The organism is [Clostridium] aminophilum DSM 10710, assembly GCF_000711825.1.
GTDB classification, from domain to species: domain Bacteria; phylum Bacillota; class Clostridia; order Lachnospirales; family Lachnospiraceae; genus Clostridium_R; species Clostridium_R aminophilum.
In genome coordinates this window covers 112,154-131,851 of sequence record NZ_JONJ01000007.1, presented here as the reverse complement: position 1 = coordinate 131,851, position 19,698 = coordinate 112,154, and the positions used below count along the sequence as shown (strand labels likewise).

Below are 19,698 nucleotides of genomic sequence, written 5' to 3'. Positions count from 1 at the left end.
GGAGGCTGCGATGGAACTTACTTTCGGAGATGTCGAAGAAACCGCGCTGATCCCGCTGGCGATCAAGGCAAGTGAAACGAAAAGACCGAATCCGCGTATTATTGACCGGAAGGCCAAGGAGATCATCGATACGCTGGGGGTGGATGTGAGTAAATATGATCCGTTTTTGTCTCACGAAGGGGTCGTGGCAAGAACGATCCTTTTTCGGAATGAATTAAAAAGGCTGATCGCAGAATATCCGGATGCGCTATGCATTAATCTGGGCTGCGGATTTGACGATAAGTTTTCGCAGGTGGACAACGGGAAAATTCTCTGGTTTGAAGTGGATCTTCCGGATCAGATCGAAAAGCGAAGAAAAGTATACCAGGACCGGGAGCGCTGCCGTATGCTGGAGGGAAGCGCGCTGGAAGCGGAATGGACCAAAAATCTTCCAAAGCGGGCAATGAATATCATTGTCATGGAGGGCGTGCTGGAGTATTTTCGAAAGGATCAGGTGAATACCTGCCTTCATATGCTCTGCGATTCCTTTGAACATGGCTATCTTCTCGCGGAACTCCACTCAAAGTTTCTGGAAAAGCACGGGAAAAACCATGACGCGGTGCGGCACACTAACGCGACCTTCGGCTGGGGAACCGATTCGGGGGCGGAATATCTGGAACTGGAGCCGAGAATGCAGCTGATCTCCGAGACAAGTTATAATGATGAGATGAAGAAGTATTCGATCCGCGCGAAGATCTTTGCCATCATTGGGAAAAACATCAATAATCGTCTTGCGGTGTTTCAGTGGTAAATGCGGCCGGAGAAAAAGGGACCGCGCTGGAATGTCAGGGGCGGGGAGGATCAGCGGTCGGACAGCTTGTTATGAGAGATGGAATAAGGAGATGTCCGGCTGCGGACGATCGTCTTTACTGCTTGAAAGAGAACTGTGAATGAACTCAATGGTTGATTCACAGTTCTTTTTTCTTTTCGTATCCGATGATACCGATTTTTTCTTCACAGATCCATACAATGGGGGAAAACAGTATTGGCGGGGCAGATATGAGCCGGGATGAATCCGGCTCGTGGCTGAGTACCGGAGGAGGAAATCATGATTCGAAAGATTATTCATATTGATGAGGAAAAATGCAATGGCTGCGGCATTTGCGCAACCGCGTGCCATGAGGGCGCAATCGATATCGTTAACGGAAAGGCAAAGCTTGTCCGGGAAAATTTCTGCGACGGCTTTGGCGACTGTCTGCCGGGATGTCCGACGGGAGCGATTACCTTCGAGGAGAGAGAGGCACCGGAGTATGACGAGGCAGCAGTCAAGAGATCGCAGGAGGAAAAGAACAAGAACGAGATGAAGACGGACGAGAGGAAGGCCGATGAGACGAAGATGAATGGGATGGAGATGACCGGGATGAAAATAAACGAGATGAAGACGGACAATGTGATGACGGAAAAGATGAACGAGATGAAAAAACACGGAATGAGTCTGGACGGAATGCATATGGAACACCTGCACGGCGGCTGCCCGGGATCCCGCGTGATGGAATTCCACCGCGGGGAGGGGCCGGCACCGGAAGCGGTTCCAACCGGTGTGTGCAGACCGGCGTCCCGGCTGAATCAGTGGCCGTGTCAGATCAAGCTTCTCCCGACAAAAGCCGGTTTTTTTGAGGGCGCGAAGCTCCTGATTGCGGCAGACTGCACGGCCTACGCCTACGCCAATATGCACGAGGACTTTATGAAAGGAAAGATCACTGTCATCGGATGTCCGAAGCTGGATGCGGTGGATTATTCGGAGAAGCTGACGGAGATCATCCGGAACAACGACATCCGGAGCGTGACCATCGTCCGCATGGAGGTACCATGCTGCGGAGGCCTTCAGAGAGCGGCGGAAACTGCTCTTCAGAACAGCGGAAAGTTCATTCCGTGGCAGGTCGTAACCATTTCCACAGACGGACAGATTCTGGATTGAGCCGAAAAGACCAAACGCAGCTTCGGACCGGAGGCTGCCGGACTCCGCAAGTGGAAGCGCAGTCTCAGAGCCGCGAAAGAAATAGGTAGAGGTAGAGGTAGAAGTAGAGGTGGAGGAAGAAAGGCAGGAAAGAATAATCAAAAAAACAGAGAAAAACAGAATAAAATGATATTTTCCTGCATGCCTCGTGGAGGAGGTCTTTTTCCTTATAATCAAATCTGACAAGCCGATAACCTGCATATAAAACAGAAAAAATCGAACCGAAGTGTCGGCGCGAAGTGGGAATGACCGTGTTCAAACTTCGTTGGCGGATCAGATCGAGCGATGAATAATCGGATTCGCATCTGATTCCGTAAGTGAAATATATGATCGAGGGACCGGTATCTGCCGCTCGCAGGAGCGGAGGCCAGGGAAGGCAGGATATCGGAAGAACAGAGGGAACATAACGAAGGAGCGTTTTGACCATACTGCCATACCCGTGATCAGGAAAGGCAGGTAGTTGTTATGCGGATTAATAGTGTCAGTCAGAGCAATGCCATTCAGCTTTCAAAATCGAATGTTTCCGGCGGTTCGAACCGGGAATCTGTTATTCAGCGGAAGATTCAGGCCCTGCAGAAGCAGCTGAGCACACTGGAGAGTAAGAGCGAGGAAGAGTTATCGGAGTCTGAAATCGCCAAAAAGCAGGATATCCGGCAGCAGATTGTTCAGCTTCAGCAGGAACTCCAGAGTATCCGGGCGGAAGAAACGGAACAGGAAGAAGCAAGTATGGTAAGTCAAAAGGAAGTAGATGGCCAGATGAGGACGCAGATAAAAGAAGACGGATTAGGCGATTATATCGATGAATACGCATAAACGAAACAGGCGAAAGAGAAACGGAATGTTGCTCTTTCGCCTGTTTTGTTGCGTCATAGGATCGTTCTCCGATTTTTTTCATGGCATCAAAACGCTCCGAAAGGTTTTCACGGCTGCCGCCATAACGCGCGAAACTTGCAGGGGGTGTTTCGGCCTCCGCGGCGGGAATTATGCGGAAATGGGGCCGGGGAGCGGTCACGGCGGATCCTTCCAATCCGTTTTACGGAGTTTGCAGATGGGTCTTTCTCCACTCGGACGGCGTTATCCGGTAACGGGTCCGGAAGGCCCTCGTAAAATAGCTCATGTCGGCGAAACCGACTGCCCTTGCGATATCGGCGATATTTTCGGAGGTGTGTTCCGGAGATGCCAGCATTTCGGCCGACTTTTCCAGACGATACTGCTTCAGGTACTGGATCGGTGTGGTGTGAAGGACACTCCGGAAACAACGGAGGCACTCGCTGACGCTGATTCCGGCGCAGACTGCCAGCTCGCCGATGGAGAGATCTTCGATGAAATTTTCTTCCAGATAAGCGAGAATCCGTTTCGTGCGGTCCTCCTGACGGCGGTATTTCTCCGCCGCTTCGCCGGAAACTGCGGGACGGTGCAGGATTTCGGAAAGAATGCGTGAGATGCAGTCCCGAACGGTCAGTTCATAGTCCGGTGCGTTGGCGCTGCCGCTGTTCCAGGCCTGTTCGATCCGATTCAGAAGGGGGTTATCTTCCGGCTCGAATCTGCGGAGCACCACCCCCGGTACCGCATCTCTTCGGGAGAACGGAAGAACATATTTCCGGAAGAAAATGTCACAGGAACCGCTTTCCGGATCCATTCTGCCGATGAGATCTCCCGGGAAGAGAATCGTGCGCTGCCGGCAGACATCTCCGGAGGAGGCACAATGGCTGAGAAATCCGCTGTTGACAAAATAACCGTCGCCGGTACGGAGATCGTATTCTTCCCCTCCGAGGGAAAGCTTCATCGTGCCCTGCGTGAGAATTGACAAGGTGAATTCCGGTTTCCAATGCCATCCCTCTGACGCTGCGGACAGGCCGGTGTCGTAAAAGAGCGCGGGAAAAGCCGGCGAAGTATTGGCCATACAAACCGTGGGCTTTCCTGAAATAACGGTTTTTGGTGATAAAGCCATATAAATTTATGCGTGCCTTCGTAAATCCGGGACAGACCGAAGGCACTCTCCTTTCTGAAAATAAAAGATGTTTTTCTGCGCAGCATCCTTCGGGGTGCGCGTTGTGAAGAAAATGAAAAACGACAGGAGAAAACATCTTTGGCGATTATGTCATAGTATATACAAAAGAATATAACAAGCTTCATGGGATGTAAATAGTCGAAAAACAATGATTTCGGAGGATTTCCGAATGTATCGTGATATACTGCAAATATAATGCTGAAATATGAAAATTTTTGGACAACATGACGGGCGGCAGTGTGAAAGACCAAAAGCGTGACAGCGAAACAGCGTGACAGAATGAAGGGAGCGGTTTATGAAAACGGACAGCACAGAAGACATTATTCTGAAGTATTCCGCCAGAGGAATGCCGGTCCTCCGGCAGTATCTGGCAGAGCACTATTGCCGGCAGGCGGCGGAAGAGATTCTGACATGGCCAAAGGGATGCGTTGTTCTCACAACGGGATTTTATGTCAACGGCGCCGCGGAGACGGACGGCCCCTCCGGAACGGCGGTGGTCGCAAAAGTCCTTCAGGGGTTGGGATACCGCCCGGTGATTGTGACGGATGAGAACTGCAAGGGATATTTCGAGCCGGAGAGAATCGAGACCGTCTATCTTTCCATGCAGGCAGACGATGATTCCTGCAGGACACTTCTCCGGAATCTGAATCCGGTCGGCATGATTTCGATCGAACGCTGCGGAAAGAATGTGAAGGAAGATTATGCCAATATGCGTGGAATCAGCATCCGGGAGCACACCGCGCCCTGTGACCGGATGTTTGAGCTGTGTGAGGTGCCGACGATCGGCGTCGGAGACGGCGGCAACGAGATCGGCATGGGGAATCTGAAGGATGTGATACTGGAAAAGCTGGAACTGACTCCGTGCCGTATCCGGACGGACCGCCTTGTGATCGCGACGGTTTCCAACTGGGGAGCCTACGGGATTGCCTCCGAACTTGAGGCACTGACAGGGAAAACAGTGTTCAGCCGGATCGACGGATCGCATGTCACACAGTTTGTGGAGGATTTTCTCCAGAGGACGGTGGATCTCGGAAGTGTGGACGGTCTGTCCGGAGAACGCATTGTCAAGGTGGACGGTTTTGAGCGGTCCGTTGAACTGGAGATCCTGAGCCTTCTTGCCTCGAAGCTGAAGAGAAATCCGCGTCCGGATCAGAGTTTTCAGCGGTAAATGTATTTGCCGCATGTCATACAGAGCGACATACAGAAACATACAGTGTGCCATACAGAAACATACATCGTGTTAAACAGAAACATACAGCGGGTCATACAGAAAAGAACGCCTTCCGAAGGCAGCTGCTTTCGGGAGGCGTTCTTTTGTCCGGAAATGAAATGACATCAATTTTTGGTGATTGTTTTCTGCAGACTGTTATGCGGTGCAGTAGGCCGCGGCGGCACAGAACAGCGCAATCGCGGCGGCAAGCCAGAGAATGTGACGGTCAAAGAACAGACGGAGATCGCGAAGCCGGTTCTCAAAGCTGACGCTACGCTCGGTAAATCGAAGCAGGACCCGATCGGCGGCCTCTTCTTCGGATGCACCGTCCGGGACGATCACAGACAAAAGAGAAGAGATGCGGGAACGTTCTTCCTGCGAGAGATTCGGGAGCCGGGACACATGGACAGCCATGATGTCTGCGGCTTCTTTTTTGGTAAGTCCGGCTTCTGCCATGAGAAAGATCGCTTCTTTTTCCTGGATTGGTTTTTCCAGAAAATCCCAGAGCCCGTCGCTGATCGGAAAGGTTACGCCGGCGGCGATCTCATCCCGGCTCCTGCGCCGGCGGAGACTCCGCAAAAAGAAATCATTCAGAACGGAGTGCGCATTCTGCCAGACAGACCGGTCGCTGCGTTCCGGATCGACGCTGTACAGAAGGGACTGAAATGTAATGTCTTTTGCGGAAATATCGTGACAACTTTCGATGAATGCGTATTTGTACAGTTTTGCATAATTCTCGCGGACGATATTTTCATAGTTGCGTACAATTTTCATTGTATTCCCTCGATTTATGAAGATTATGTTATTTTTTGATAAATAAGTTGCTATTGAATGGATTGATATGTTAAAATGAATAAAAATAAATGGTAAATATCACATGAATCGTGCAATGTGACATATACCAGATTTTAACATTTGAGGCAGTATTCAACAAGCGGACCTTTCACGCAATCATTGCAACAGCTCCAAATGAATCAATGGTTACGATATCCGGTTGATTTTCCTGATATCGTAACTTTTTTTACGCAAACAACGAGCCCGGGCCGCGCCTTAGTGCGGTCCTGGCGACTGTCGCGAAAAGCTCGAAACTCGCGAAGCGTGTTTCGACTCGTTGTGGTACAGGATATTTTTTCAAAATTCCCTATACCACAAAAATGCTTTGCAATCGTCTGTCTTTTGAATGCTGCCCCAGAGGAAAGGGAAGGAGAATCTATGAAGAAAAGAGGATTATCTTTGGCACTTGCGATGGTGACCGCACTGTCTCTGGCAGCTTGCGGCGGATCAGGCGGATCCGCACCGGCCAGCGGCAGTACTGCGGCGAATGCAACAGATGCTTCGGGAGCTGCGGGAGCGGAGAATCCGACCACGGCAGCATCCGAGGATCAGGCTGCCCTTGCAAGACAGCTGAATGTGAATCCGAATGCCGGTAAAGGGATTTATCAGGGAACCTCCAAGAAGAATTCCATTACGGCAGAAGTGACCACCATGTCCGTTATGAACCCGCTGCTGATGACATACAACAACGAGTTTTCCGTTGCCCGTCACTGCTGGGACGGACTGGTAAAAATGGATGCGAACAACAATGTGGTTCCGGCAGCAGCGGAATCCTGGGAGTCATCGGAAGACGGCATGAAGTGGACTTTCCATCTTCGCAAGGACGCGAAGTGGGTGGATTCCACCGGCAAGGAAGTTGCACCGGTTACCGCGAAGGACTTTGTATTCGGCTTCTCCGAACTGATGAATCCGGACAATGCATCCGAGTATGCTTCGTTTGCCACCATTTTCAAGAATGCACAGAAATATTATGATTTCAAATCCGGCGCGAGCAAGGAAGAGGTTACCCTTGACCAGGTCGGTATCCGCGCAAAGGATGATTATACTCTCGAACTTGAGCTGGAGAATTACCTTCCATACTTCCTTCAGTATGTAAAGTTTGAGGTAATGGTTCCGATCTATCAGCCGTTCTATGAGAAACTCGGAAAAGGCGAGTACGGTACAAGCCCGGACAAGCTCCTCTATAACGGACCGTTCTACATGAGCGAGTGGGTGACCGAGAACCGCGTAACCGTCAAGAAAAACGAACTCTGGAGAGATGCGGCGAATGTTGAGACTGAGGAGATTAATTTTGTAAAGTATTCCGATACCAATACAAGATATAACGCATTCCTCGGCGGCGAGCTGGATGTCATGGATATCACCGGCGAACAGCGCGAAGCATTCAAGAATGAAGATTTCACCGTCAGCAGCTACATCGGCGGATACAGCTACTTTATGTGGACCAACACCCGTGAGAACTCCGATATGCGTTCTCCGAGCCTGCGCAAGGCGATCTCCGCGGCACTGGATCGTCAGCAGCTGATTGATACCGTATTCAAGAATGACAATGAGGTTCCGAAGACGATGACCCTCGGCGTTTCCGGTGTCAATACCAATACATTTTCCGAGGCGGTTGTCGCAGAAAACGGCGGAAAGGGCCTTTACAGCGAGACCGCAGATCCGGCAAAGGCAAAAGAGTATCTTGCGAAAGCAGTTGAGGAACTGGGATACAAAGACGCTTCCGAGATCAAGCTGAAGATCATGACTTCCGAGGGAACCCAGAATGAGCTTCTGTCTCAGGTAATTCAGGAGCAGCTTCGTCAGAATCTTGGCATTGAGATCGGAATTGAAGTTCTGACCATTACCGAGTGGAGAGCACGCCGCAATGCGGTCAACTTTGACTTCTGCATGGGCGGATGGGGCCCGGACTACAACGATCCGCTGACCGATCTGGAACTTCTTGAATCCGGAAACAGCAACAACCACACCGGATACAGCAATGCGGACTATGACAAGATGATTGCAGATTCCAAGAATGAGAAGGATCCGGTTGCACGCGAGAAGATCTTTGTCGAGTGTGAGAAGAAGATCGCGGAAGACCTTCCGGTCATCCCGGTTTACTGGAGACATGAGGATTATGTTGCCAGTGAGAAGCTGAAGAGCGGTTACATCCGTAAGCCGTTCCAGGCATATTATTTCGCCTATACGGAATTCGCAGACTGATTGCGGACAAGCATTAGCCTGTAAGGAAATCGTACGATGCCGGGGCTGGCACATTTTCCGATGTGGCAGCCCCGCTGTTCATTTCAACAGTCAGAAAGACGGCAGCCGGACTGTTCCGGCACGCCGTTCCGTCTGACTCGCAGAATGAGGAAAATGGAAAGGAGTTTTTCTCATGGAGTTTCAGGGGGAAAAGAAATGACAAGATACATCCTGAAGCGTGTAGGATATGCCGTCCTGACGCTCTTTGTACTTATTACACTGACATTTTTCATGATGAGAATGCTTCCGGGAGATCCGTTCCTGGGAGATAAGGCGGTCACGGGGACTGTTCTTGAGAATATGAAAGCAAAATACGGGCTGGATCAGCCGGTGTTTATCCAATATTTTATGTACGTCGGAAATGTTGTACGGGGAGATCTCGGAACTTCCATTACCTACAATAAGCCGGTGAAAGATCTGATCTCGGAGGCATTTGCTGTTTCGGCGGATCTGGGAACCAGAGCGCTGTTATTTGCGCTTATCGCCGGCGTTCTCCTCGGCATGATTGCGGCAGTCCGGCGCGGATCTGCCTGGGATTCGTTCTCCATGTTCATCGCCATGATCGGAGTATCGGTTCCGAGTTTTATCATGGGCGCCCTTCTTCAGTATTTTCTCGCACTTCAGTTCCGAAAGGTATTCGGAGTCGCTCTTTTTCCGGTTCAGGGATGGGGATCCTTTGCGAAGACCGTTCTCCCGTCGTTTGCCCTCGGACTCGGATCTCTTGCCACGGTGTCAAGACTCATGCGAACCAGCATGCTGGACGTTCTGAGTCAGGACTATATCAAGACCGCAAAAGCAAAAGGCCTTTCTCAGCGCCAGATTCTGTTCCGGCATACGGTACGGAATGCGATCATGCCGGTTCTGACAATCATGGGACCGACGGTTGCTTCGGTTCTGACCGGTACATTCGTCATTGAGAGTATTTTTAATATTCCGGGACTGGGCAAATATTTTGTCATGAGCATTAAAGATCTGGATTATATGATGATTTCGGGAACGACCATTTTCTACGGAGGACTGCTGGTTCTCTGTACCCTGATCGTCGATCTCCTGTATGGATTCATCGATCCGAGAGTCAAACTGGAGGGATAACGTTTGAAGGGAAATCTTTCAATGTGAAATGGCGGCCCGGGACAGACAGAAAAAACTGCCGGTCCGGGTCTGGAGGACAAAGATATGGAAATGGAAAAAAATATCAATCAGGCATCGGATGTGACGGTCTCTCATATCGATGCATCGGAGTTTGAACACATCGGCGCGTCCGCCACGGAGGGTGAGGAAACCAACAGACCGAGTCTTACATCCTTCCAGGATGCGGTCCGGAGACTGAAGCAGAACCGGATTGCGATGGCCTGTCTGGTGGTTCTTCTCATCATGATACTGATGTCTGTCGTAGCACCGATGATCTCGCCGTTTGACTTCCGGGAACAGCATTATTCCCATACCAATGCGCCGATGTTTACCGTCTGCGATGAAGCCGGCGCAGGCGGCTTCGGTCATGTGCATCTGTTCGGCACGGATACGCTCGGAAGAGACCTGTTCACCAGAGCGTGGATGGGCGGACGTGTCTCGCTGACCATCGCGGTCGTCAGCGCGATTGTGGACCTTGTGCTCGGAGCGGTCTACGGAGGCATTTCCGGATATTTCGGAGGAACGGCGGATATCATTATGATGAGAATTCTTGAGATCATCAACGGTATCCCGTATCTGATTATTGTTATTCTTCTCATGATGATCCTGAAACCGGGTATGATTACGATCATTGTGGCGTACTCGCTGGTGGGGTGGATTCCCATGGCACGGCTTGTCCGGGGGCAGGTGGTGGCCCTGAAAGAACAGGAATTTATCACGGCGGCAAAGGCACTGGGAGCAAGCCCCGGCCGCATCATTGCCAAGCATCTGATTCCGAATACCCTTTCGGTCATGATCGTTCGTGTGACGCTGGCGATTCCGGCGGCGATCTTCTCCGAGGCATATCTGAGTTATGTCGGTTTGGGCGTTCAGCTTCCGATGTGTTCATGGGGATCGCTTGCTCAGCTCGGTATCGAGAATTTCCGTGTATATCCGTACCAGCTGATGATTCCGGCGATCTGTATCTCTCTGACGATGCTCGCCTTCAACCTGTTTGGCGACGGCCTGAGAGACGCATTTGATCCGAAATTAAGGAGATAAGTTCATGGGAAAGAGATTATTGGATGTTAAAAACCTGAAGGTGTCGTTTGATACCTATGCCGGAGAGGTTCAGGCGGTTCGCGGTGTCAGTTTCCACGTTGACGAGGGAGAGGTAGTGGCGATCGTCGGAGAGTCCGGATCCGGAAAATCCGTTACCGCGCAGACCATTATGAAGCTGAATCCGATGCCGCCGGCGAGGATCAAAGAGGGGTCCATTCTGTTGGACGGAAAAGACATCGTTGCGGCAACGGAGGCGGAGATGCAGAAAATCCGTGGGCGTGAAGTCGCGATGATTTTCCAGGATCCGATGACCTGTATGAATCCGACGATGCAGGTGGGAAAGCAGGTAGTGGAGACGGAAAACCTTCACAAAAAGATGTCAAAGGATAAAATGTTTCAGCGCGCGATCGAGTGCCTGAAACAGGTCAATATTCCAAACCCGGAAGAGCGCGCAAAGCAGTATCCGCATGAGTTCTCGGGCGGCATGCGGCAGAGGGCCATGATCGCGATGGCACTGTCCTGCAATCCGAAGCTTCTGATCGCGGATGAGCCGACGACCGCGCTGGATGTGACGATTCAGGCACAGATTATGGAGCTCCTGAATGAACTGAGAGAGAAGATCAATACAGCGATCATCCTGATCACCCATGATCTGGGCGTCGTTGCCGGATCGGCCGACCGCGTTGTGGTAATGTATGCCGGCATGATCATGGAGACCGGCGATACAAAGCAGATCTTCTACAATCCGCAGCACCCGTATACCAAAGCGCTCTTAAAGAGTCTTCCGTCTCCGGACACGACGAAGGACGAGGTTCTTGTCTCCATACCGGGAACGCCCCCGTATCTTCTGGTTCCGCCGAAAGGATGCGGCTTTGCGGCGAGATGCAGCAGCTGCATGAAGATCTGCAAGGAGAAGCAGCCGCCGGAATTCACCATCGAGAACGGTCACAAGGCGTCCTGCTGGCTGCTGCACCCGGATTGCCCGAAGGAAGGAGCGGATAAGGCATGAATCAGGAATTGATGAGAGCAGAGCATATCTGCAAATATTTCCATGTGAGCGGAGGCAGACTCCTTCATGCGGTGGAGGATGTCAATCTCACCATCTATAAAGGAGAGACGCTGGGCCTTGTCGGAGAATCCGGCTGCGGAAAATCCACGCTGGGAAGAACGCTGATGGGAATCTACAATGCGACAAAGGGAGAGCTCTTCTACGGCGGAAAACCGCTGGAGCTGAAAACCGCGGAGGAGCGGTTTGAATTCACCAAAAAGGCGCAGATCATTTTCCAGGATCCCTATGCATCGCTGGACACCCGCATGACGGTAGGTCAGATTATCGCAGAGGGTATGGAGATCCATAATATGTACGACACCCAGAGACGAAGGGAGCGCGTGGCCGAGCTGCTGGACACGGTGGGACTGAACCGGGAGCATGCGAACCGGTTCCCGCACGAGTTTTCCGGAGGACAGAGGCAGAGAATCGGTATCGCCCGGGCCCTCGCGATCGAGCCGGAGTTCATCGTCTGCGATGAACCGATCTCCGCACTGGATGTATCGATTCAGGCGCAGGTCATCAACCTTCTCCGCAATATGCAGAAGGAGATGGGACTGACCTATCTCTTCATCGCCCACGATCTGAACATTGTCAAATACATTTCGGACCGCATCGCGGTCATGTATCTCGGTTCCATCGTGGAACTGGCGTCGAGTGATGAGCTCTACCGGGAAACGCTTCATCCGTATTCCCAGGGACTTCTGGCTTCTGTGCCGATTCCGAATCCGGATCAGGAAAAGAGAAAGGAGCGCACGATCATCACCGGAGATATCCCAAGCCCCATCAATAAGCCGAAGGGATGTCCGTTCCACACCAGATGCCCGAAGTGCTGTGATGTCTGCCGGGAGAAAACGCCGGAGCTGCGCGAACTCAGACCGGATCATTTCGTGGCCTGCCATCTGGCGGAGTGATTACGGGTTAAACGGACAATTCGGAAGATCTGAGACATTTCGACAATGAGAATAAGAAAATCCACACAAGGAGGATCTTTATAATGGAAGTCAGAGAGGGGTATCGTCTGGAACACGACTCCATCGGGGAGAAGGAGGTTCCGGAAGATGCCTATTACGGGGTACAGACGCTCCGTGCGTATGAGAATTTCCACATTACCGGGCTGAAGATTCATTCCCAGCTGATCGTGAGCGTGGCGCAGATCAAAAAAGCCGCCGCCATCACAAACTGCGAGGTCGGTGTCTTAAGCCGCGACAAAGCAGACGCCATCGTCCGCGCCTGCGATGAGATCATCAAGGGCAGGCTTCACGATCAGTTTATTGTCGATCCGATTCAGGGCGGCGCCGGGACTTCGCTGAACATGAATGCAAATGAAGTCATTGCGAACCGTGCCATCGAGCTCATGGGCGGAAAAAAAGGAGACTATTCGATCATCAATCCGAACGACGATGTCAACTGCGGTCAGTCGACGAACGATGTCTTTCCGTCCTGCGGAAAAATGACGACGCTGACCCTTCTCGAAAATGCGCAGGAGCAGCTGAACCGTCTGGAAGATGCGCTTCTCGCAAAGGCTGCGGAATTCGATTCGGTTATCAAGATGGGACGCACCCAGCTGCAGGATGCGGTTCCGATCCGGCTCGGACAGGAGTTTCACGCCTATGCGGGGGGAATCCGCAGGGATATCGGCCGCTTTGAGGCGGCGAAAGAAGAAGTCCGGTCCCTGAATCTTGGCGGAACCGCCATCGGAACGGGACTGAACGCCGACACGGCATATTTCCGCCGCGTGGTGAAGAACACGTCCACCATCAGCGGTGAGGAGCTTGTGCAGAGCTATGACACGATTGACGCTACCCAGAATCTGGACAATTACGCGATGGTTTCCGGTATCGTGAAGAGCTGTGCGGTCAATCTCTCAAAGATGTGTAATGATCTGCGCCTCATGTCCTCGGGACCGAGGACCGGGTTCTGTGAGATCAACCTTCCGGCCAAGCAGAACGGTTCTTCCATCATGCCGGGCAAGATCAATCCGGTCATTCCGGAAGTGGTGAACCAGGTCGCATTCAACATTATCGGCAACGATATGACGATTGCGATGGCAACCGAGGCCGGACAGCTGGAACTGAACGCCTTTGAACCGGTGATTTTCTACAAACTCTTTGAGTCGATTCAGACACTGACCAATGCGGTCCGGACTCTGGTCGACAACTGCATTACCGGAATTACGGCCAACGAGGAACACTGCCGTGAAATGGTCGAGAACAGTATCGGCATTATCACCGCGATCTGTCCTTACGTCGGCTATGAGACGGCGGCGAACATAGCAAAAGAGGCATTGCGAAGCAATGCCTCCGTGCGGGACCTGATTCTTCAGAAAAAACTGATGACAGAAGATCAGTTAAAAGATATTCTAGACCCGTATACCATGACAAAACCCGGTATCCGGGGAAAAGATCCGATGGATATTCTGAAAAACTGATCAGATATTCAGCAGATCACTGTAAACTTTCAAAGCCCCATCTGTATCATGTGCCAGGACTTTCTTCGCAAGCAGCTTTCCGAGCTGAACGCCCTCCTGATCAAAGGAATTCACGTTCCAAAGGAAGCCCTGGAACATGATTTTATTTTCGAAATGCGCGAGCAGAGCACCGAGGGATGCCGGTGTCAGCTGATCGCCGATGATAATGCTGGACGGTCTGCCGCCCTTGAACTCTTTATTCCTGTTTTCATCCTGCTTTCCGCAGGCAAAAGCCACGATCTGCGCTGCGACATTGGCACAGAGCTTCTGCTGGCTGGTCGAATTCTCAATCACAACATCCGAACCGATCTGGCTCTTCCGGAAACCGACGAACTGAAGCGGGACAATGTCTGTTCCCTGATGCAGGAGCTGATAGAAGGAGTGCTGGCCGTTGGTGCCCGGCTCACCGAAGATGACCGGACCGGTCACATAGGAAACCGGTTCGCCGAAGCGGTTGACGGATTTTCCGTTGGACTCCATATCCGCCTGCTGGAGATGTGCCGGGAAGCGGGAGAGCGCCTGGGAATACGGAAGGATCGCCGTTGCGCCGTAACCGAGAATATTCCGCTCGTAGACCCCGATCAGGGCATCCAGCATGGCCGGATTCTTTAACGGATCGGTCTCTTTGGCCGTGACATCCGCCTCGTGAGCGCCGCAAAGGAAATCCGCGAAGACCTTCGGGCCAAAGGCGAGGGAGAGAACCGCGCCGCCGACTGCGGACGAGGACGAGTAGCGGCCGCCGATATAGTCGTCCATATAGAACGCGTCGAGATAGCCGGCATTTTTCGCCAGAGGAGACGTCTCACTGGTGACCGCGATCATATGCTTTGCCGGATCGAAGCCGCCCTTTGTCAGTGCGTCTTTTACAAAAGATTCGTTGGTCAGCGTCTCCAGAGTGGTTCCCGACTTGGACACAAGGATGAAGATGGCGTGCGCAATGTCGCAGGAACCCAGAACAGCCGCGGCATCATCCGGGTCCACGTTGGAGATGAACTTTGCGCTCATCTTCATATTGCCGGTGGTTTTTGCCCAGTTTTCCAGAGCAAGGTACATCGCTCTCGGGCCGAGGTCAGAGCCGCCGATGCCGATCTGAACGACTTCCGTAAACTTCTCACCCTTTTCGTTGGTGATTTCTCCGTTATGAACCCTGTCTGCAAATGCGGCGATCCGTTCCTGCTGCTCCACATAGAATGCCCGCTTGTCGGTGCCGTCCGCCTGAACGGCTTCGCCCAGCTGACCGCGGCAGAGGTGGTGGAGTACCAGACGCTTTTCGCCGGTATTGATCACTTCGCCGTTATAGAGAGCGGCAAATTTCTCGGAGAGCTGCGCTTCCTCCGCCAGCTTTGCCAGAGCGGCAAGAATACGGTCATCAACGCACTTTGCCGCATAGTTATAGGAGAGTCCCTCCGCCATCGGAATCTGATATGTCTTTGCGCGCTTTTCGCCGGATTCGCCGGTCATGGCCGATGCGAGATCGACCGTCGATTCCTTCTGAAGTGCCTCGTAAGATGCGAGGGTATCCAGATTTTTCCATTCTACTGCCATGTTCGCTTCCTCCCTGATCGTAATTTGTGTCCGTAATTATGGTGATATTATACCATTTTTTCCGTGTGATAGAGGGCCCATTCAGAAATTTGTAAAAAGATTAACAAAGCGATGGATTTTCTCATATGGAAGCTTTATAATGTGCCTTTCTCCCGTCGATATAAAAACGATAACGTGTGTTTTGGAAAACGAACAGCAAATTAACGGATACGAAACAATATAAAACGGCACGAAAACAGTTCGAGAGCAGAATGAGAACAGCGAGTGAACCGCAGGAGAGCGACGTTACAGGAGAATTGTGCCGTTTCCGCCCGGACCGGAAGAGAAATTCACCGGAAAGCCGGGATGACCGTGGCAGAATAAGGAGACCACATGGAACAGAGAACCTACGTTGTACACGACGAGAGAGATACCTACGAGCTGCTGAACAATGTCGATCTGGAAGCAAAGTACCTTCAGGCCAATGCTTCCGTCGCGATCATTTATACCAACCGGGTACCGCGCGAGCTGATCACGCAGGTCATGCGTGTTTTAAACCGCGCCTATCCGAAGATGATCATCACCGGGGCATCGCAGTTCGGACTTTTGAATTTTGACAGCAAGTTCGAGGCGAAAGTCAGCTTTTTGTTTTTCGATGCGGCGGATCTTGCAAGCCACATCTATGAACTTCATGAAAGTACTCTGGACGAATGCATTTTCCAGCTGCGGAATATTCTTTCCCAGACGAAGAATCTGAAGGGAGTTCAGCTTTTTGTGAACGGGGATACGCTGGAGATTTCCCGTTTTATCCGCGAGATTTCCGATGGCTTTGAGGATGTCGCTTTTTTCGGAACCAAGGCAAACGTCTTTCTGGATGACATGATGAAGGGCGAGCAGCCTTATATTATCAGCAATCACAAACTGATTTCGGATGGAATTCTTGCCGTCACGTATTCCGGCGAAAACCTGAATATCATGATGGACTACCGCCTCGGATGGACACAGCTTGGCCGCGGCATGGTTGCGACGGTGGACAAAGACCGGCCGAGACAGATCGGTGACACTTGTCTTCTGAGTGTGGACGGAAAACCGGCGGTGGAGCTTTACGAGCGGTATCTCGGCGTAAAAAATACGCCGGATTTCCTGCTGAATATCAATGAATTTCCGCTGGTGCTGGAGCGCGGTGACACCACGATTGTCCGCGTACCGTTCTACAACGGGCCGGAGGGAGAACTTTATTTCTTCGGCGATATCTACGACGGGGAGATTCTCCGGCTCGGCTACGGAAGCAGTTCGGCGCTCCTTCATGAGGCTGACCGCGGAAGCAAAGCCGTCGATGAATTCTGTCCGGAAGCGCTGCTTCTTTACCGCTGCGCGAGCCGCGCGGGACTTCTCGGCGTCCGGGAATCGGAGGAGATCAAATGTTATCTCCGGGCGAACATCCGGCTGATGTCGGGCACCAGTTCGGGGGAGATCTACGCCTGGCACGGCGTGTGCGGCGTGTTCAGCGGTGCGGTGGTGGCAGTGGCGATGCGGGAAGGCGACCGGAAAGACCACGATTCCGAGGCAATGTTCCAGATGCTTTCTTTTAAAGAGGCGGAGGCCGGACTGACCCTGGCGGATCGTCTCACGAACTATCTGACCACCACCACTTCCGAACTGAATGAGATGGCGCGTCACGCGCAGGCGGCGAGCGAGGCGAAGACGGCATTTTTGTCCAATATGTCTCATGAGATCCGCACGCCGATCAATGCGATCCTTGGAATGGATGAACTGATCCTTCGCGAGGAGAATCTGCCTCCGAAGGTCCGGGAGTATGCGAATAATATTCAGGAGGCGGGCAATACGCTTCTTTCCCTGGTCAATGACGTTCTGGATTTCTCGAAGATCGAGGCCGGAAAGATGGAGATCATCGAGGAAGAGTATGATTTCCGCACGCTGATGGACGATCTGGACGGTCTGATCCGGCACCGGATTGAGTCAAAGGGACTGAAGTTTTACAGCCAGATCGATCCCAGAATCCCACAGAACCTGATCGGTGACGTGATGCGAACCAAACAGGTTCTGATCAACCTTCTGACCAACTCGCAGAAATATACCTCGGTCGGAACGGTTCTCCTTCGCTGTGCCATGAAGGGAGGAAATGGCAAGGAACTCGCATTGAACGAAGCGATTGAGAATCCGACGGATCTGACGCTTCATTTTGCCGTGATCGATTCCGGCATGGGAGTAAAACGGGAAGATCAGGCGAAACTCTTTGAGTCCTTTGAACGCCTGGACCTCAAAAAGAACCGGAGGATTCAGGGAACGGGACTTGGACTCAGCATTGTGAAGCGTATTCTTGAAAAGATGAACAGCAGGCTGGAAGTCAAGAGCGTTTACGGCGTCGGTTCGATCTTTTATTTCGATCTTCCGGTCAGGGGATACGGAAAACCCATCGGATCGTATGCGATGAATGTGAATAAGAAACGGAAAGAGAGACATTATCAGGAAAGCTTCCATGCGACGGATGCGTCGATCCTTGTGGTGGATGATGCGATGATGAATCTGATGGTCATTAGCGATCTTCTGAAAAAGACGGGACTTCACATCGACACGGCGTCGGGCGGCGAAGAGTGTCTTCTCTGGATGAAGCGGAAGACCTATGATCTGGTGCTGCTGGATTACCGGATGCCGGATATGGACGGAATCGAGACACTTCAGCATATCCGGAAGATGGAACCGGAATACTGCCGTTCCGTGCCGGTGATCTGCCTGACGGCCAATGCCATCGAAGGAGCGAGGGAACAGTATCTGGAGGCCGGGTTTAACGACTACGTGCCGAAGCCGGTGAAGCCGGACCGTCTGGAGGAAGTGGTTCTGCAGTGGCTTCCGAAAGAAAAAGTGGAAGTGGTTCAAAGGGACATCACTGATTCCCTGAATGAGCGGACCAGAGAACTCATTGACAGTGAGAATCAGAAAATGTTTCCGCCGGTTCCGACATGGACGTTCCGTGTGGATGAGATCGATGTTATGAGCGGAATCCGGTTCTGCGGTTCGCCGGAAGGATTTTTCACTTCTCTGGAAATTCTGCTGAAGGAACTGGAAAGACTCAGAGAGAAATTTGAACTCATGATCTATCACCGGGAAGCGGATGATTTTTCAATGCAGATGCATAAGTTAAAGAGCACTGCCAGTCTGGCGGGGGCGGATCACCTGAGCCGTCTGGCGGCTCTTCTGGAGGCCTACCATGACACCGGAGATCTGAAAAGCATGTGGGAGCAGGCGCCGGCTGTTCTCGAAATGATCGATGCACTGCAGAAAGATTCCTACGATGCAAAGGTCGAGATGGGATTCATCCAGCCGGAGAATGTTCCGGATCCGCTGATCAGGGAGGAACAGGCGGATCCGGGCAATACGCCGGAGGAGGAAGGTGCCGCTCAGGCAGAGGCCGAAGCGGAGCTTCGTGAAATTACCGCTGCACTGAAGACCGCCATTGAGATCTATGATTATGACACCGCACTGAAAAACGGAGAACTGCTTGCGGAGATCGTGAGAAATCCGGAACTCAAGGAACTGTCGAAGCGGTTTATGGATGCGCTGGATGAATTTGACTGGGAACAGATGGGCCGTCTTATCCGTGCAATGGAAGAAGTGTACAACAGTCTGGAAAGGGCAGGTGACTGATGGAACAAAAAAAGAAGATAGTGATTGTAGATGACGATCTGGCCTACCTGAAAATGATGAGAGGAAGCCTTGCCCAGGATTATTCGGTTATTCCGACAACCAATGGAGCCCAGGCTTTGAATATCATCAAGGTAGCCCGACCGGATCTGGTCCTTCTGGATTATATGATGCCCGGAATGGACGGCGCCGATGTCCTTGCGAAACTCCGGTCCAACCCGAGAACCGCAGCCATCCCGGTGATGTTTCTGACCGGCAAGAACGATTCGGAGAGTGTGCACAAGGTTCTGGGAGAGAAGCCGGAAGGATATATTCTGAAATCCATGTCGATTCTGAAGATCGCACAGGTCATTGAGGATTATTTTAAGATGAAGGACCGGCAGGAAGAGATGGATCAGCTGTGACAACGGTCCCATACAGACAGATGATTGAATGAAAGAACAAACATAATCCATAAAACAGAAAAACTTCGGGGTTCTCCTCCTGTCAGAGGCGGCCCCGAAGGTTTTGTTGTATTGTCGTTTTG

15 protein-coding genes are annotated in these 19,698 nt (G+C 51.8%); 12 read left to right on the top strand and 3 right to left on the bottom strand.

The genetic code is table 11. The annotated features are described in order from the left end of the window. Window positions 1-10: 10 nt before the first annotated feature. From BR86_RS0106415 to BR86_RS0106400, 3 genes are all read left to right on the top strand, one after another. Entirely contained in the window at window positions 11-790 is a 780-nt protein-coding gene (locus BR86_RS0106415; RefSeq protein WP_031472273.1) for a class I SAM-dependent methyltransferase, read from the top strand. 297 nt (window positions 791-1,087) lie between these two features. Continuing rightward, window positions 1,088-1,957: an ATP-binding protein gene (locus BR86_RS0106405; RefSeq protein ID WP_031472271.1), complete on the top strand. Its 870-nt coding sequence runs from the start codon at window positions 1,088-1,090 to the stop codon at window positions 1,955-1,957. Between the two features lie 504 nt (window positions 1,958-2,461). Beyond that, complete coding sequence (locus BR86_RS0106400; protein ID WP_031472269.1) at window positions 2,462-2,809, top strand: hypothetical protein; 348 nt, start codon at window positions 2,462-2,464, stop codon at window positions 2,807-2,809. A 220-nt stretch (window positions 2,810-3,029) separates the two neighbouring features. Here BR86_RS0106400 and BR86_RS0106395 read toward each other — a convergent pair whose 3' ends face one another. Continuing rightward, a complete protein-coding gene (locus tag BR86_RS0106395) occupies window positions 3,030-3,899 on the bottom strand; it encodes an AraC family transcriptional regulator (protein ID WP_031472267.1) in 870 nt (289 codons plus the stop codon). A gap of 403 nt (window positions 3,900-4,302) precedes the next feature. On the opposite strand from BR86_RS0106395, the gene BR86_RS0106390 reads away from it, so the two are divergent. Further along, on the top strand, window positions 4,303-5,175 hold the full coding sequence (locus tag BR86_RS0106390) for a DUF4392 domain-containing protein (RefSeq protein WP_051684634.1): 873 nt from the start codon (window positions 4,303-4,305) through the stop codon (window positions 5,173-5,175). Window positions 5,176-5,373: 198 nt separating this feature from the next. On the opposite strand, the gene BR86_RS0106385 is transcribed toward BR86_RS0106390, so the two are convergent. After that, window positions 5,374-5,991: a hypothetical protein gene (locus tag BR86_RS0106385; RefSeq protein ID WP_031472263.1), complete on the bottom strand. Its 618-nt coding sequence runs from the start codon at window positions 5,989-5,991 to the stop codon at window positions 5,374-5,376. Window positions 5,992-6,429: 438 nt separating this feature from the next. Here BR86_RS0106385 and BR86_RS0106380 point away from each other — a divergent pair, with 438 nt between their 5' ends. The 6 genes from BR86_RS0106380 (at window position 6,430) to BR86_RS0106355 (ending at window position 13,946) form a co-directional block, all read left to right on the top strand. Next, entirely contained in the window at window positions 6,430-8,256 is a 1,827-nt protein-coding gene (locus BR86_RS0106380; protein ID WP_031472261.1) for a peptide ABC transporter substrate-binding protein, read from the top strand. 195 nt (window positions 8,257-8,451) lie between these two features. Continuing rightward, a complete protein-coding gene (locus tag BR86_RS0106375) occupies window positions 8,452-9,387 on the top strand; it encodes an ABC transporter permease (protein ID WP_031472259.1) in 936 nt (311 codons plus the stop codon). A gap of 84 nt (window positions 9,388-9,471) precedes the next feature. Further along, complete coding sequence (locus BR86_RS0106370) at window positions 9,472-10,467, top strand: ABC transporter permease (protein ID WP_242841576.1); 996 nt, start codon at window positions 9,472-9,474, stop codon at window positions 10,465-10,467. 4 nt (window positions 10,468-10,471) lie between these two features. Next, a complete protein-coding gene (locus tag BR86_RS0106365; protein ID WP_031472255.1) occupies window positions 10,472-11,476 on the top strand; it encodes an ABC transporter ATP-binding protein in 1,005 nt (334 codons plus the stop codon). Continuing rightward, window positions 11,473-12,429 carry an ABC transporter ATP-binding protein gene (locus BR86_RS0106360; protein ID WP_031472253.1) on the top strand — a complete coding sequence of 319 codons (957 nt, stop codon included), beginning with the start codon at window positions 11,473-11,475 and terminating at the stop codon, window positions 12,427-12,429. The genes BR86_RS0106365 and BR86_RS0106360 overlap by 4 nt, the downstream gene beginning before the upstream one ends. Window positions 12,430-12,512: 83 nt before the next feature. After that, window positions 12,513-13,946 (top strand): aspartate ammonia-lyase, encoded by a 1,434-nt coding sequence (locus BR86_RS0106355; RefSeq protein ID WP_031472251.1) that lies wholly within the window; start codon window positions 12,513-12,515, stop codon window positions 13,944-13,946. On the opposite strand, the gene BR86_RS0106350 is transcribed toward BR86_RS0106355, so the two are convergent. After that, window positions 13,947-15,530 carry a glucose-6-phosphate isomerase gene (locus tag BR86_RS0106350; protein WP_031472249.1) on the bottom strand — a complete coding sequence of 528 codons (1,584 nt, stop codon included), beginning with the start codon at window positions 15,528-15,530 and terminating at the stop codon, window positions 13,947-13,949. Window positions 15,531-15,902: 372 nt separating this feature from the next. Between BR86_RS0106350 and BR86_RS15155 the strand changes: the two genes are divergently transcribed. Both BR86_RS15155 and BR86_RS0106340 read left to right on the top strand, forming a co-directional pair. After that, window positions 15,903-19,175 carry a response regulator gene (locus BR86_RS15155; RefSeq protein ID WP_051684633.1) on the top strand — a complete coding sequence of 1,091 codons (3,273 nt, stop codon included), beginning with the start codon at window positions 15,903-15,905 and terminating at the stop codon, window positions 19,173-19,175. Beyond that, window positions 19,175-19,576, top strand: coding sequence for a response regulator (locus BR86_RS0106340; RefSeq protein WP_051684632.1), 402 nt, complete (start codon window positions 19,175-19,177; stop codon window positions 19,574-19,576). The genes BR86_RS15155 and BR86_RS0106340 overlap by 1 nt, the downstream gene beginning before the upstream one ends. Window positions 19,577-19,698: the final 122 nt, after the last annotated feature.